The 13756-nt window shown below is 70.4% G+C and carries 11 protein-coding genes and 1 tRNA gene; 10 read left to right on the top strand and 2 right to left on the bottom strand.

Translation table 11 applies throughout. The annotated features are described in order from the left end of the window. Positions 1–54 precede the first annotated feature (54 nt). From HTV45_RS09255 to glmS, 3 genes are all read left to right on the top strand, one after another. The gene (locus tag HTV45_RS09255; RefSeq protein WP_215205173.1) at positions 55–936 is read left to right on the top strand and encodes a DUF4429 domain-containing protein; all 882 of its coding nucleotides are present in this window, start codon (positions 55–57) and stop codon (positions 934–936) included. Positions 937–1011: 75 nt separating this feature from the next. Beyond that, complete coding sequence (locus HTV45_RS09250; protein WP_030217181.1) at positions 1012–1269, top strand: hypothetical protein; 258 nt, start codon at positions 1012–1014, stop codon at positions 1267–1269. A 10-nt stretch (positions 1270–1279) separates the two neighbouring features. Further along, positions 1280–3097: a glutamine--fructose-6-phosphate transaminase (isomerizing) gene (gene glmS / locus HTV45_RS09245; RefSeq protein ID WP_215205172.1), complete on the top strand. Its 1818-nt coding sequence runs from the start codon at positions 1280–1282 to the stop codon at positions 3095–3097. Between the two features lie 301 nt (positions 3098–3398). On the opposite strand, the gene HTV45_RS09240 is transcribed toward glmS, so the two are convergent. Next, positions 3399–3926: a universal stress protein gene (locus HTV45_RS09240; RefSeq protein WP_215205171.1), complete on the bottom strand. Its 528-nt coding sequence runs from the start codon at positions 3924–3926 to the stop codon at positions 3399–3401. A gap of 1062 nt (positions 3927–4988) precedes the next feature. Here HTV45_RS09240 and HTV45_RS09235 point away from each other — a divergent pair. The 3 genes from HTV45_RS09235 (at position 4989) to HTV45_RS09225 (ending at position 7306) form a co-directional block, all read left to right on the top strand. Continuing rightward, complete coding sequence (locus tag HTV45_RS09235) at positions 4989–6221, top strand: helix-turn-helix domain-containing protein (RefSeq protein ID WP_215205170.1); 1233 nt, start codon at positions 4989–4991, stop codon at positions 6219–6221. 291 nt (positions 6222–6512) lie between these two features. Then, entirely contained in the window at positions 6513–7115 is a 603-nt protein-coding gene (gene orn / locus HTV45_RS09230) for an oligoribonuclease (RefSeq protein ID WP_215205169.1), read from the top strand. Between the two features lie 118 nt (positions 7116–7233). Next, positions 7234–7306: transfer RNA gene (locus HTV45_RS09225), tRNA-His, on the top strand. Between the two features lie 99 nt (positions 7307–7405). Here the strand turns inward: HTV45_RS09225 and HTV45_RS09220 are convergent. Continuing rightward, complete coding sequence (locus HTV45_RS09220) at positions 7406–8461, bottom strand: LacI family DNA-binding transcriptional regulator (RefSeq protein ID WP_215205168.1); 1056 nt, start codon at positions 8459–8461, stop codon at positions 7406–7408. Positions 8462–8803: 342 nt separating this feature from the next. Between HTV45_RS09220 and HTV45_RS09215 the strand changes: the two genes are divergently transcribed. The 4 genes from HTV45_RS09215 to HTV45_RS09200 all read left to right on the top strand — a co-directional run bounded on the left by HTV45_RS09215 (position 8804) and on the right by HTV45_RS09200 (position 13672). Further along, positions 8804–10162 (top strand): ABC transporter substrate-binding protein, encoded by a 1359-nt coding sequence (locus HTV45_RS09215; protein ID WP_215205167.1) that lies wholly within the window; start codon positions 8804–8806, stop codon positions 10160–10162. A 5-nt stretch (positions 10163–10167) separates the two neighbouring features. Beyond that, entirely contained in the window at positions 10168–11178 is a 1011-nt protein-coding gene (locus tag HTV45_RS09210; protein ID WP_215205275.1) for a carbohydrate ABC transporter permease, read from the top strand. A gap of 12 nt (positions 11179–11190) precedes the next feature. Beyond that, a complete protein-coding gene (locus tag HTV45_RS09205; protein ID WP_215205166.1) occupies positions 11191–12096 on the top strand; it encodes a carbohydrate ABC transporter permease in 906 nt (301 codons plus the stop codon). 136 nt (positions 12097–12232) lie between these two features. Then, the gene (locus HTV45_RS09200; RefSeq protein WP_215205165.1) at positions 12233–13672 is read left to right on the top strand and encodes a GH1 family beta-glucosidase; all 1440 of its coding nucleotides are present in this window, start codon (positions 12233–12235) and stop codon (positions 13670–13672) included. Positions 13673–13756: the final 84 nt, after the last annotated feature.

The raw sequence follows: 13756 nt of genomic DNA, 5'->3' as shown, positions 1-13756 counted from the left end.
CTCGCCGAAGTGGTATAGACCGCCCTTCCGCGGTGGCGATGAAACAATCCCCCCATGGCGGAAATCATCCAGAAGGACGGTACGTGGACCTTCGACGGGGAAGCCCTGCGGCTGACTCCCGGCCGGGACAAGAATGTCGGCCTGCTGCGCGAGACTTTGGGTGAACTGGTGCTGCCCCTCGGGGCGTTGGCGGGAATATCGTTCGAGCAGGGCAAGAAGGCGGGGCGGCTCAGGCTGCGGCTGCGCGAGGGTGCCGACCCGCTGCTGCAGGCGGCCGGCGGCCGGCTCACCGAGCCGCACGACCCCTACCGGCTGATCGTCGAATCCGACCGCTCGGGGGTCGCCGAGTACTTCACGGAGGAGGTGCGCACCGCCCTGCTGCTGGAGCAGGTCCCCTCCGACCCGGTCGGCGCGTACCTGCTGCCCGGCCCGTCCGTGCCGCTGTCCGCCTCCGCCGGGGACGGCACGGTGAGCTTCGACGGCGAGCGCGTCCGGCTGGAGTGGAACTGGAAGACGGAGGACGCGAAGGCCGCCGCCGGCACCCGCACGCTCGCGCTGACGGATCTGACCGGCGTGCAGTGGCAGCCCGCGTCCGGATGGGAGAACGGCCACCTCCGCTTCAGCGTGCGCAACGCCCCCACCGACGCGCCCGCCAAGTACGACCCCAACTCGGTGGAGCTGTGGGGCTTCAAGAAGGACCCGCTGATGGCTCTGGTCGCCGCCGCCGTCCAGGCCCGCCTGCCGCATCCCGCCGCACCCGCCGACGAGCGCCCGCAGGAATCCGGGGCCGGGCGGCAGCCGGCCCTCCCCTCCTCCGAGGACGACCACGACGCCCTGTTGCGCAGACTGCGGGAGCTGGGCGAGCTGCACCACTCCGGGGTGCTCACCGACGAGGAGTTCACCCTCGCCAAACAGGCGATCCTCAAGCGCATGTAGCACCCACCCGCCAGGGCCTGCCCGATATCGGGCACGATTCTTGCGATTCGGCCGCCGGTACCTCAGGATCATCGGGTGCACGACGAACTTGTTGATCACCTGACGCGGTCCACGCCCCTCAGCCGGGGCGAGGCGCTGCGGGTGGTCCAGGACGTGCTCGCCTACTTCGACGAGACGACCGAGGAGTACGTCCGTCGCCGCCACCGCGAGCTCCAGGCCCAGGGCCTGGTGAACGCGACGATCTTCGAACGGATCGAGGCGGACCTCAGATACCGAGCGGTGGCACCGCCCGAGCTCTCGCTCCGGCAGCTGCGCCGCATCGTCTACGGCTAGGAACTTACGTATGTGCGGAATCGTCGGATACATCGGCAGGCGTGAGGTCGCTCCGCTGCTGCTCGAGGGCCTGCAGCGCCTGGAGTACCGCGGCTACGACTCGGCGGGCATCGCCGTGACGTCCCCGAAGACGGCCGGCCTGAAGATGGTCAAGGCCAAGGGCCGGGTGCGCGACCTCGAGGCCAAGGTCCCGGCGCGCTTCAAGGGCACCACCGGCATCGCCCACACCCGCTGGGCCACCCACGGCGCCCCCTCCGACGTGAACGCCCACCCGCACCTGGACGCCGGGGGCAAGGTCGCCGTCGTCCACAACGGCATCATCGACAACGCCTCCGATCTGCGCCGCAAGCTGGAGGCGGACGGCGTCGAGTTCCTCTCCGAGACGGACACCGAGGTCCTCACCCACCTCATCGGCCGCTCGCAGGCGGAGAAGCTGGAGGACAAGGTCCGCGAGACCGTGCGCCTCATCGAGGGCACCTACGGCATCGCCGTCCTGCACGCCGACTTCCCCGACCGCATCGTCGTCGCCCGCAACGGCTCCCCGGTCGTCCTCGGCATCGGTGAGAAGGAGATGTTCGTCGCCTCCGACATCGCCGCGCTGGTCGCCCACACCCGGCAGATAGTCACCCTCGACGACGGCGAGATGGCCACCCTCAAGGCCGACGACTTCCGCACCTACACCACCGAGGGCACCCGCACGACCGCCGAGCCGACCACCGTGGAGTGGGAGGCGGCCTCGTACGACATGGGCGGCCACGACACCTACATGCACAAGGAGATCCACGAGCAGGCGGAGGCCGTGGACCGCGTGCTGCGCGGCCGGATCGACGACCGCTTCTCCACCGTGCACCTCGGCGGCCTCAACCTGGACGCCCGCGAGGCGCGCCTGATCCGCCGCGTGAAGATCCTCGGCTGCGGCACCTCGTACCACGCCGGCATGATCGGCGCGCAGATGATCGAGGAGCTGGCCCGCATCCCCGCCGACGCCGAGCCGGCCTCCGAGTTCCGCTACCGCAACGCGGTCGTGGACCCCGACACCCTGTACATCGCGGTCTCCCAGTCCGGTGAGACGTACGACGTGCTCGCCGCGGTGCAGGAACTCAAGCGCAAGGGCGCGCGGGTGCTGGGCGTGGTCAACGTCGTCGGCTCCGCGATCGCCCGCGAGGCGGACGGCGGCGTCTACGTGCACGCCGGCCCCGAGGTGTGCGTGGTGTCCACCAAGTGCTTCACCAACACCACGGTCGCCTTCGCGCTGCTCGCCCTCCACCTGGGCCGCACCCGTGACCTGTCGGTGCGCGACGGCAAGCGCATCATCGAGGGGCTGCGCCGCCTCCCGGGCCAGATCGCCGAGATCATGGAGCAGGAGGAGGAGATCAAGAAGCTGGCCCTGGAGTACGCCGAGGCCCGCTCCATGCTCTTCATCGGCCGTGTCCGGGGCTACCCGGTGGCCCGTGAGGCCTCCCTGAAGCTCAAGGAGGTCTCCTACATCCACGCCGAGGCCTACCCGGCCTCCGAGCTCAAGCACGGCCCGCTGGCCCTGATCGAGCCGGCCCTGCCCACGGTCGCGATCGTCCCGGACGACGACCTGCTGGAGAAGAACCGCGCGGCGATGGAGGAGATCAAGGCCCGCAGCGGCCAGATCCTCGCGGTCGCCCACCAGCACCAGGAGAAGGCCGACCACACCCTCCTCGTCCCCAAGAACGAGGACGAACTCGACCCCATCCTGATGGGCATCCCCCTCCAACTCCTCGCCTATCACACGGCGTTGGCCCTCGGCCGCGACATCGACAAGCCCCGCAACCTCGCCAAGTCGGTCACAGTCGAGTAAACCACCTCAAAATACCGGCGTCCCGCTGCGCTGCCCCACCCCGGGAGCAGCGCAGCCCCCGCCCACCCGACCCCAGAGGCGCGGAGAACCGCGCGCCCAGCCCCCACCCACCCGCACAAGCCGGACCCCGGGCATGGGCCTCCACATACCGCCCGACCTGGCCGACACCCCACCCCCTGACCGACACGGCCGGCCCAACCCCCCAGGGACGCGGGGAACTGCGCGACCAACCCCCACCCACCCGCACGGACCGGACCACGGCCACCGCCCTCACGTGACACACGCGGGCCCCGTGGACGACCTACGGGATGACGACCACCGGCCGCTGCGCCCGCTTCGCCAGCCTCCCCGCAACCGACCCGAACAGCCGCCCCACGAGACCGTGGGTGGAGCCCACGACGATCGCGTCGGCGGAGTACTCCCGTCCCACCTCTTCGAGTTCATGGCAGATGTCCCCGCCACGCTCGACCAGGATCCACGGCACCTCGGCCAGATAGTCCGCACAGGCCAGCTCGAGTCCGAGCACCTCCGTGCGGTGGTCCGGGACGTCCACGAAGACGGGGGGTTCGCACCCCGCCCAGACCGTCGTGGGCAGCCGGTTGGCGACATGGACGATGATCAGGCCGGAGCCGAGCCGCCGCGCCATGCCGATCGCGTACGCGAGGGCCCGTTCACTGGAGGTGGAACCGTCGAAGCCGACGACCACTCCGTGCCGGAAGGCGGGGTCGCAGGGGTGGCGTGGCTCCTCCGCCGCCAGGGGTTCGGCCGCCGTCGGATCGGCGACCGGCCGCTTGCGGTCCGCTGGTTCGAAGAATTCGTGACCGGCCATGGCTGTCTCGGGGGTGTGATCCTTCTTTGGGGACGACAGTGTGCGGCGGAGCTGTGTCCGGGAATGGTCTTCCCAACCCCATACCCCCAAGGGTACGGCGCCACGCCTCCTCAGCCCAGACCCGCGCACACCGGCGGACGGGTTCCCCGGAGCATGCCCGAGGGGCCGCCCGTCACGCAATGGTTGCTGCCCTGTACAGATGGTTCGCGCGCGGTCCACGCGGGCTTCGCTCGGCGGCACCGGCGACACTCGGCGACGGGAACGGCCCCGTTCCAGGCCGTTCCGCCGGATACGCAGTGACCGACGAGCGGGCCGTGCGTTGAACCCCGTTAACCGCACCACAGGGAGCATCCCATGTCCGGACCGGGCCCCGCCCCCGAGCGGAAGTGTGCGGCGCCGCCCTCCGGGGACCCGGCGGGCGAGGTCGTCCGCTGGGCGGCGTTCGGCTGTCTGCTGGTGCCGGTGGTCCTGCTGTGGTGCGGCTCCCCCCTCGGGGGCCCTCGGCGCGGCTGCCGGCCCGGCGGCCGTCACGGGCGCCTGCCTGCTGTTGATGCGACGCTCCCAGCAGGCCGCCGCCCGGCCGCCGTCCGGGGAGCCGGTGCGCCGGCGGGGCGCGCCTGGACCGAGCGGAACCGGGACCCGGGCGGGCCCGTCACACCATGGCGGGGACACACCGGTCGACTGACCGGTTTCCGTGCTCGCGCCCGTATCTTTTCAGCCAACTTCCGGCCGGTGCGCATCCCCTGGCGCGACCACCCCCCAACCCCCGTTCGACCTGCACGGAAAGGGTCCCACAAGCCCCGCGCACCCTACGGGGATTGGCCACCGCGACGAGGCGCACTTCCCTGCACGCCCCGCGAGTGCAACGCTTCGTGATCGAATGCTTTACGCCAAGTTGCCAAGTCGACAATGTGCCGAGTGACGAACTCGCCACCCGAGCACAACCGGACACAGTAGATTCGATCTTGACGTCGTACGGCGGGGGACTCGTGCAGGACCGAGGGGAAACGTGCAGGAGCGACACAACCGAGGAGCCGCGACCACCGAGGGGGGCTTAGCAGTATGAGCCACGACTCCACTGCCGCGCCGGAAGCCGCGGCCCGGAAACTCTCCGGGCGACGCCGCAAGGAGATCGTCGCGGTGCTGCTGTTCAGCGGCGGCCCCATCTTCGAGAGTTCCATTCCGCTGTCGGTGTTCGGGATTGACCGCCAGGACGCCGGCGTACCGCGCTACCGCCTGTTGGTGTGCGGGGGCGAGGACGGCCCGCTGCGGACCACGGGGGGCCTGGAACTCACCGCGCCACATGGCCTGGAGGCGATATCCAGGGCGGGCACCGTCGTGGTGCCGGCCTGGCGGTCCATCACCTCGCCGCCACCCGAGGATTCGCTCGACGCGCTGCGCCGGGCCCATGAGGAGGGCGCCCGCATCGTCGGGCTGTGCACCGGCGCCTTCGTCCTCGCGGCGGCGGGACTGCTGGACAGCCGGCCCGCCACCACACACTGGATGTACGCGCCGACGCTGGCGAAACGCTATCCGTCGGTGCACGTCGACCCACGGGAGCTCTTCGTGGACGACGGGGACGTCCTGACGTCGGCGGGCACCGCGGCCGGCATCGACCTGTGCCTGCACATCGTGCGCACGGACCACGGCAACGAGGCGGCCGGCGCGCTCGCCCGCCGCCTGGTGGTACCGCCGCGCCGCAGTGGCGGTCAGGAGCGCTACCTCGACCGGTCTTTACCGGAGGAGATCGGCGCCGACCCGCTCGCGGAGGTCGTCGCCTGGGCGCTGGAGCACCTCCACGAGCAGTTCGACGTGGAGACGCTGGCGGCACGCGCGTACATGAGCCGTCGTACGTTCGACCGCCGCTTCCGCTCGCTGACCGGCAGCGCGCCGCTGCAGTGGCTGATCACCCAGCGGGTGCTCCAGGCGCAGCGACTGCTGGAGACGTCGGACTACTCGGTGGACGAGGTGGCCGGGCGTTGCGGCTTCCGCTCACCGGTGGCGCTGCGCGGGCACTTCCGGCGTCAGCTGGGTTCGTCCCCGGCCGCCTACCGGGCCGCGTACCGCGCGCGGCGTCCCCAGGCCGACCGGAACCAGGACAGCGAGGCCGCCGCGCACGGCCAGGGGCCCGTCCCGTCCGGCCAGCCGGGACACGCCGGGCACTCACTGCCGCCGACGCTGCACCCGGACAGCCCGCTGCCGCACCAGTCCCGCCGCACGGCGGCGGCCAGCGCCCTGGGCCCGTCCCTGACGGCCTCGGCGCACGGCGTCCCCGGGCAGCGCAGCGCGCCGTGAGGTGACAACGTCACCCGACGGGCCGGAGACCCCTGGTCTCCGGCCCGTCGCCGCGTACAGCCCCGGCCGCCGCGCCCGGCGCCGGACGCGCACCCGCACCCGCACCCGCACCCGGCCGCTCCACGCCGTCGCGGTCACCTCGGCCCGCCCGACGCAGGGGGACATGGCCCCGTCCGGTCCGGTACAGCCCGGTCCGGCCCGGCCCGGCCGCAGCGCCCTGTGATGTTCACACCGACATCGTTGGCATGACCACCGGGTCCGCGCGGCGAGCCGAGCCTTAAGGTGAGACATATGAACGATCGCATGGTGTGGATCGACTGCGAGATGACCGGCCTCTCGCTGTCGGACGACGCACTCATCGAAGTGGCCGCCCTCGTCACCGACTCCGAGCTGAACGTGCTCGGCGAGGGCGTGGACATCGTCATCCGCCCGCCGGAGCGGGCCCTGGAGACGATGCCGGAGGTGGTGCGGGAGATGCACACCGCGTCCGGCCTGCTCGACGAGCTGGCGGACGGCACGACACTCGAGGACGCCGAGCGGCGCGTCCTGGAGTACGTGAGGGAACACGTCAAGGAGCCCGGCAAGGCCCCCCTCTGCGGCAACAGCGTCGGCACCGACCGCGGCTTCCTGCTGCGGGACATGCCGACCCTGGAGGACTACCTGCACTACCGCATCGTGGACGTGTCCAGCGTCAAGGAGCTGGCCCGCCGCTGGTACCCGAGGGCGTACTTCAACAGCCCGGACAAGAACGGCAACCACCGCGCCCTCGCCGACATCCGCGAATCCATCGCGGAACTGCGCTACTACCGCGAGGCCGTCTTCGTACCCCAGCCGGGACCCGACTCGGACACCGCGAGGAAGATCGCCGCCAAGCACGTACTGCCTGCTCAGTAGCGGCATCGCAGGGCCCCGGAAGGCACTCGCGAAAAGCCGTGCGCGAGCACCCCTTCGGACCCTGTACACTTTTTCTCGGCCGGTCGGAGAAGTCACTGACCTCGACGACAAGGCCATGGTGGGTGTAGCTCAGCTGGTAGAGCACCTGGTTGTGGTCCAGGATGCCGCGGGTTCAAGTCCCGTCACTCACCCTCACCGTTCAGCCGGTGGCCTTCGCGGAGGTCACCGGCTGAACTCGTTCCCGCGCCGGGCGCGGCGGGCCGGCACCCTGGCGCCGGGCATCCCGCGCGTCACGACGACGCGCGGCCCACCAGTTCCGTGGCCAGCACCATCTGCCGCCGCTCCAGCCCGCGGGACACGGCCGGCCGGCGGTCGGCGACCTCGGCGAGCAGCAGGTCGATCATCGCGCGGCCCATCTCCACGATCGGCTGGCGCACGCTGGTCAGCGGCGGATCCATGTGGCGGGCGATGGCCGAGTCGTCGTAGCCGACCAGCGCCACGTCGTCGGGGATGCGGCGGCCCGCCTCCCGCAGGGCCTGACGCGCGCCGGCCGCGGTGACGTCCGAGGCGGCGAAGACGGCGTCCAGACCCGGCCGGCGCTCCAGCAGCGCCGCCATCGCCCGCCGGCCGCCCTCCTCGGAGAAGTCACCCGGCTCGATCAGCAGCTCGTCCGCCTCGTGGCCCGCCTCGCTCAGCGCCTCGCGGTAGCCGTCGATGCGCCGCTGGGCTCCGTACACATCCAGTCGGCCGGTGATGTGGGCTATGGTGCGCCGGCCGCGGCCGATGAGATGCTCGACCGCCTGACGGGCGCCGCCGTAGTTGTCGGAGTCCACCGAGGCGAGGGTCTCCGCGGCCGAGCGGGGTCCGCTGATCACCGCGGGGATCTCCAGCCGGGACAGCATGTCCGGCAGCGGGTCGTCGGCGTGCACGGAGACCAGCAGCACCCCGTCCACCCGGTGGGCGGCCAGGTAGTCGGCGAGCCGCTGCCGCTCCCGGTCACTGCCCGCGAAGATCAGCAGCAGCTGCATCTCGGTGTCGGAGAGCGCCGCGCCGACACCCCGGAGGATGTCGGAGAAGTACGGCTCGGCGAAGAAGCGGGTCTCCGGCTCGGGCACGACCAGGGCGATGGCGTCCGTACGGTTGGCGGCCAGCGCGCGGGCGGCCGTGTTCGGGACGTAACCGAGTTCGGCGACCGCCGCCTCCACGAGGGCACGCGTGGCGTCGCTCACCCGGGGCGAGCCGTTGATCACCCGGGAAACCGTGCCCCGGCCCACCCCGGCGCGCGCGGCCACCTCTTCGAGGGTGGGTCGGCCGCCGCTTCGGCCCCGCGCTCCGTGGCTTGCCATCGGCTCCGCCTTCCTTCGTATGTCACGCTGGCCTGGAATGTAACAGCCCCGGTGAAGGCGGTGACCGCCACCGGAAGGCCGGCGAGCGGACCGCGAGGTTCCGAACGGGGGACCGCGGCGGCAAGTTAACAGGCAGATAACTGAACGCACTTTGCCTCGTCTGCTCCCTTGACACCCCCGCCCGGACCCGCGACTCTTCAACACATCACATGTGGGAGCGCTCCCACGGTACCTGACACATACACAACCCGCACGTTCCCCGCCCGAGCCGCAACGCGCAGAATACGGTCCAACAACGCCGTTGGCCGGGGGGTCGGCACGTCAGGGCAACAGGAGGACGCAATGCGAGCACGTACCCTCCCCTTCTCCCGTCAGCGGTCGGGCGGGGGGAAGCCCATCGCCCGCAAGGCACTGGCCATCGCGGCTGTGGTGTCGCTGGGCACCGGGCTGCTGGCCGGCTGTGCCGACGACGGCGGAGACGACTCCGAATCCTCGTCGGGCGGCGGCGAGGGCAAGACCACGATCACCCTGGGGCTCTTCGGCACCATGGGCTTCAAGGAAGCCGGACTCTACGACGAGTACGAGAAGCTCAACCCCGACATCAACATCGAAGAGAACGTGATCGAGCGCAACGAGAACTACTACCCGGCGCTCGTCAACCACCTGACCACCAACAGCGGCCTGATGGACGTCCAGGCGATCGAGGTCGCCAACATCGCCGAGGTGGTCGGCACCCAGGCGGACAAGTTCGCGGACATGTCCAAGGTCGAGGGCGTCAAGAAGGACGGCTGGCTGCCCTGGAAGTGGGAGCAGGCCACCACCAAGGACGGCCAGACGATCGGTCTCGGCACGGACGTCGGCCCGATGGCCATCTGCTACCGCAAGGACCTCTTCGAGAAGGCCGGCCTGCCGGCCGACCGCGAGGAGGTCGGCAAGCTGTGGGCCGGCGACTGGAACAAGTTCATCGCGACCGGCGAGAAGTACAAGAAGGCGGCCGGCGAGGACACCGTCTTCATGGACTCCCCCGGCGGCCTGCTCAACGCCGTCCTCAGCAGTGAGGAGGAGAAGTTCTACGACGCCTCCGGCGAGGTCATCTACAAGACCAACCCGGCCGTCAAGGACGCCTTCGACCTGACCGCGGAGGCCGCCGAGAAGGGCCTGGTCCAGTCGCAGACGCAGTTCCAGCCGGCCTGGGACACGACCATCGCCAAGAGCAAGTTCGCCACCGTCGCCTGCCCGCCGTGGATGCTCGGCTACATCAAGGGCAAGTCGCAGCCGGACTCCGCCGGCAAGTGGGACGTGGCCGTCGCGCCGAAGTCCGGCAACTGGGGCGGCTCCTTCCTCGGCGTGCCGAAGAGCGGCAAGAACGTCGAGGAGGCGCAGAAGCTGGTGGCCTGGCTGACCGCGCCCGAGCAGCAGGCGAAGCTGTTCAAGGTGCAGGGCAGCTTCCCGAGCGCCCCGGCCGCGTACGAGAGCGCCGAGGTGACCGGTGCGAAGAACGAGATGACCGGTGACACCCCGATCGGCACGATCTTCTCCGAGGCCGCCAAGCAGATCCCGGTCCAGGTCATCGGCCCGAAGGACCAGATCATCCAGCAGGGCCTGACGGACAACGGCGTCATCCTGGTGACGAAGGGCAAGTCCGCCAAGGAGGCCTGGGACACGGCCACCAAGACCATCGACAACAACCTGGACAAGTGACCCGAATGGCCACCCGCTCCGACTCCGCCGCGTCCCCCGTCAAGGGGGGCGCGGCCCCGGGCCGTCCGCCCGGCGGCTCCTCGCCCGACAAGGAAGCGAAGCGCCGGGCGAAGCAGTCCCGCCGCTGGCAGCGCGACGCACGCTGGAGCCCGTACACGTTCGTCGCGCCGTTCTTCCTGCTGTTCGCCGCCTTCGGCCTGTTCCCGCTGATCTACACGGGCTGGGCCTCGCTGCACCAGGTGGAGCTGACCGCCCCGACCGACATGGACTGGGTCGGGCTGAGGAACTACACCCGGATCTTCGACGACGACTTCTTCTGGAACGCCGCGCAGAACACGGTGACCATCGGCCTCATCTCGACGGTCCCGCAGCTGATGATGGCCATGGGCATCGCCCACATCCTCAACTACAAGCTGCGCGCCTCGACCTTCTACCGGGTCGCGATGCTCGCCCCGTACGCCACCTCGATCGCCGCCGCCACCCTGGTGTTCGTACTGCTCTACGGGCGTGACTACGGCATGATCAACTGGGCGCTGGACCTCGTCGGCATTGATCCGATCGGCTGGCAGGACGACAAGTGGCCCGGCCAGTTCGCCGTCTCGAGCATCGTCATCTGGCGCTGGACCGGCTACAACGCGCTGATCTACCTGGCCGCGATGCAGGCGATCCCGCAGGACCTGTACGAGTCGGCGGCGCTGGACGGCGCCAGCCGCTGGAAGCAGTTCCTGCACGTGACGCTGCCGTCGCTGCGCCCGACCATCCTGTTCACGGTGGTCGTCTCGACGATCGGTGCCAGCCAGCTCTTCGGTGAGCCGCTGCTGTTCGATCCCAACAAGGGGGCGTCCGGCGGCGCGGAGCACCAGTTCCAGACGCTCGGCCTGTACCTGTACGAGCAGGGCTGGGTGAACCAGCACCTGGGACGCGCCTCGGCGATCGCCTGGACGATGTTCGCGATCCTGATCGTCATCGGCATCATCAACCACGTCATCTCGCGCCGGCTGCGCGCCAGCAGTTAAGGAGTTGTGGCCGTGACGACGACTGTGACGCCCCCCGACAACACGCCCGCCACCAAGCAGAAGCGTCCGCGTCTGCCGAAGTCCGCGCGGGCGGGAGGCACGCTGCACGGCGGTCCGATCGCGTACGCGATCCTGATCGTGTTCACGCTCGTGTCGCTGTTCCCGCTGTTCTGGACCGCGGTCGCCGCGTCCCGGGACAACCAGCGCCTGGCGGACACCCCGCCGCCGTTCTGGTTCGGCTCCAACCTGTTCAAGAACCTGGAGATCGCCTGGACCGAGGCCAACCTCGGTGAGGCGTTCCTCAACACCACGATCGTGGCCGGCACCTCCGCCGTGACCATCGTCGTGCTGTCGACGATCGCCGGGTTCGCCTTCGCCAAACTGCGCTTCAAGGGGCGCAACATGCTGATGCTGATCGTCATCGGCACCATGATGATCCCGCCGCAGCTCAGCATCATTCCCCTGTACATGGTGGTCGCCAAGCTCGACTGGACCGACCAGTTGCAGGCCGTCATCTTCCCGTCGCTGGTGAGCGCGTTCGGCGTGTTCTTCATGCGGCAGTACCTGATCCAGGCGCTGCCGGACGAGGTGATCGAGGCCGCGCGGGTGGACGGCGCGGGCAGCTGGCGGGTGATCTGGCACGTGGTGTTCCCGGCCGCGCGGCCGGCGATGGCCGTGCTCGGCATGCTGATGTTCGTGCAGGCCTGGAACGACTTCCTGTGGCCGTTCCTGGTGCTGACCCAGACCGGCAATCCGACCGTGCAGGTCGCGGTAGCGGGCCTGGGCCGCGGTTTCACCCCGGACCAGTCCCTGATCATGGCGGGTGCGCTGCTGGGCACGCTGCCCCTGCTGCTGGTCTTCGCGATCTTCGGCAAGCAGATCGTGGGCGGCATCATGCAGGGCGCCGTCAAGGGCTGACGTCCACTCGTCCCCGTATGTGTCGCGGGGGCCGGGTCACCGCCGCCCCGGCCCCTCCCTCACCTTCCCCTGCCTTGCGCAGTGGTCCGTCTCACGTATCCGTCGGTCCTCCACGACCATCTATGGGAGCGCTTCCATGTCTGACTCCGCAACGCCGGCGACCCCGGTGACCTTTCCTCCCGCCTTCCTCTGGGGCGCCGCGACCTCCGCGTACCAGATCGAGGGAGCGGTGCGGGAGGACGGGCGCACGCCTTCCATCTGGGACACCTTCAGCCACACACCGGGCAAGACCGTCGGCGGCGACACCGGTGACATCGCTGTCGACCACTACCACCGCTACCGCGACGACGTGGCGCTGATGGCGGACCTCAACCTGGACGCCTACCGCTTCTCCGTCTCCTGGTCGCGGGTGCAGCCGACCGGCCGCGGCCCGGCCGTGCAGCGCGGACTGGACTTCTACCGCAAACTGGTCGACGAGCTGCTGGCGAAGGACATCAAGCCGGCCGTCACCCTCTACCACTGGGACCTGCCGCAGGAGCTGGAGGACGCGGGCGGCTGGCCCGAGCGTGACACCGCGTACCGCTTCGCGGAGTACGCGCAGATCGTGGGCGAGGCGCTCGGCGACCGCGTGGAACACTGGATCACGCTCAACGAGCCGTGGTGCAGCGCCTTCCTGGGCTACGCCTCCGGGGTGCACGCGCCCGGCCGCACCGACCCGGCGGCCGCGCTGAAGGCCGCCCACCACCTGAACCTGGCACACGGCCTGGGCACCAGGGCGCTGCGCTCGGTGATGCCGGCCCGCAACCAGATCTCGCTCAGCCTCAACACCTCGGTGGTGCGGCCCCTCTCGCCGAGCGACCCGGCGGACCGGGCGGCCGCGCAGAAGATCGACGACCTGTCCGGCGGCATCTTCCACGGCCCGATCCTGCACGGCGCATACCCGGAGACCCTGCTGGAGGCGACCTCGACGCTCACCGACTGGTCCTGCATCGAGGACGGCGACCTGGACCTGATCCACCAGCCGCTGGACGCCCTCGGCCTCAACTACTACACGCCCACCCTGGTCTCGGCGGCCGATCCGGACGCCAAGGGTCCGCGGGCCGACGGGCACGGGGCGAGCGAGCACTCGCCGTGGCCCGCCGCGGACGACGTCGCCTTCCACCAGTCGCCGGGCGAGCGGACCGAGATGGGCTGGTCGGTCGATCCGACCGGTCTGCACGAGCTGATCATGCGCTACCAGCGTGAGGCACCCGGGCTGCCGCTGTACATCACCGAGAACGGCGCCGCCTTCGACGACAAGCCGGACGCCGACGGCAGGGTGCACGACCCCGAGCGCGTCGCGTACCTGCACGGCCACCTGTCCGCGGTGCGCCGGGCCATCGCCGACGGCGCCGACGTGCGGGGCTACTACCTGTGGTCCCTCCTGGACAACTTCGAGTGGGCCTACGGCTACGACAAGCGCTTCGGCGCGGTGTACGTCGACTACGTGACCCAGCAGCGCACCCCGAAGTCCAGCGCCCTGTGGTACGCGCGTGCGGCCGAGGCGGGGCAGCTCCCGGACCCCGAGGGCGTCTGATCCGCTTCGGATCCGGAGCACCTGACCTGCTCCGGGTCCGGAGGACGGGGGACGCGGGTACGGGGGGCGGGGCGCGGTGCCCTG

Source organism: Streptomyces sp. CHD11, from assembly GCF_018638295.1.
GTDB lineage: Bacteria > Actinomycetota > Actinomycetes > Streptomycetales > Streptomycetaceae > Streptomyces.
Note: the sequence above shows the minus strand (reverse complement) of the source record. Positions and strands in the feature narration are given on the sequence as shown.

Excerpts from the sequence above, each read along its gene's own strand:
- HTV45_RS09255 (WP_215205173.1), top strand. The coding sequence starts at position 55 with ATGGCGGAAATCATCCAGAAGGACGGTACGTGGACCTTCGACGGGGAA.
- glmS (WP_215205172.1), top strand. The coding sequence starts at position 1,280 with ATGTGCGGAATCGTCGGATACATCGGCAGGCGTGAGGTCGCTCCGCTG.
- HTV45_RS09240 (WP_215205171.1), bottom strand. The coding sequence starts at position 3,926 with ATGGCCGGTCACGAATTCTTCGAACCAGCGGACCGCAAGCGGCCGGTC.
- HTV45_RS09235 (WP_215205170.1), top strand. The coding sequence starts at position 4,989 with ATGAGCCACGACTCCACTGCCGCGCCGGAAGCCGCGGCCCGGAAACTC.
- orn (WP_215205169.1), top strand. The coding sequence starts at position 6,513 with ATGAACGATCGCATGGTGTGGATCGACTGCGAGATGACCGGCCTCTCG.
- HTV45_RS09220 (WP_215205168.1), bottom strand. The coding sequence starts at position 8,461 with ATGGCAAGCCACGGAGCGCGGGGCCGAAGCGGCGGCCGACCCACCCTC.
- HTV45_RS09215 (WP_215205167.1), top strand. The coding sequence starts at position 8,804 with ATGCGAGCACGTACCCTCCCCTTCTCCCGTCAGCGGTCGGGCGGGGGG.
- HTV45_RS09210 (WP_215205275.1), top strand. The coding sequence starts at position 10,168 with ATGGCCACCCGCTCCGACTCCGCCGCGTCCCCCGTCAAGGGGGGCGCG.
- HTV45_RS09200 (WP_215205165.1), top strand. The coding sequence starts at position 12,233 with ATGTCTGACTCCGCAACGCCGGCGACCCCGGTGACCTTTCCTCCCGCC.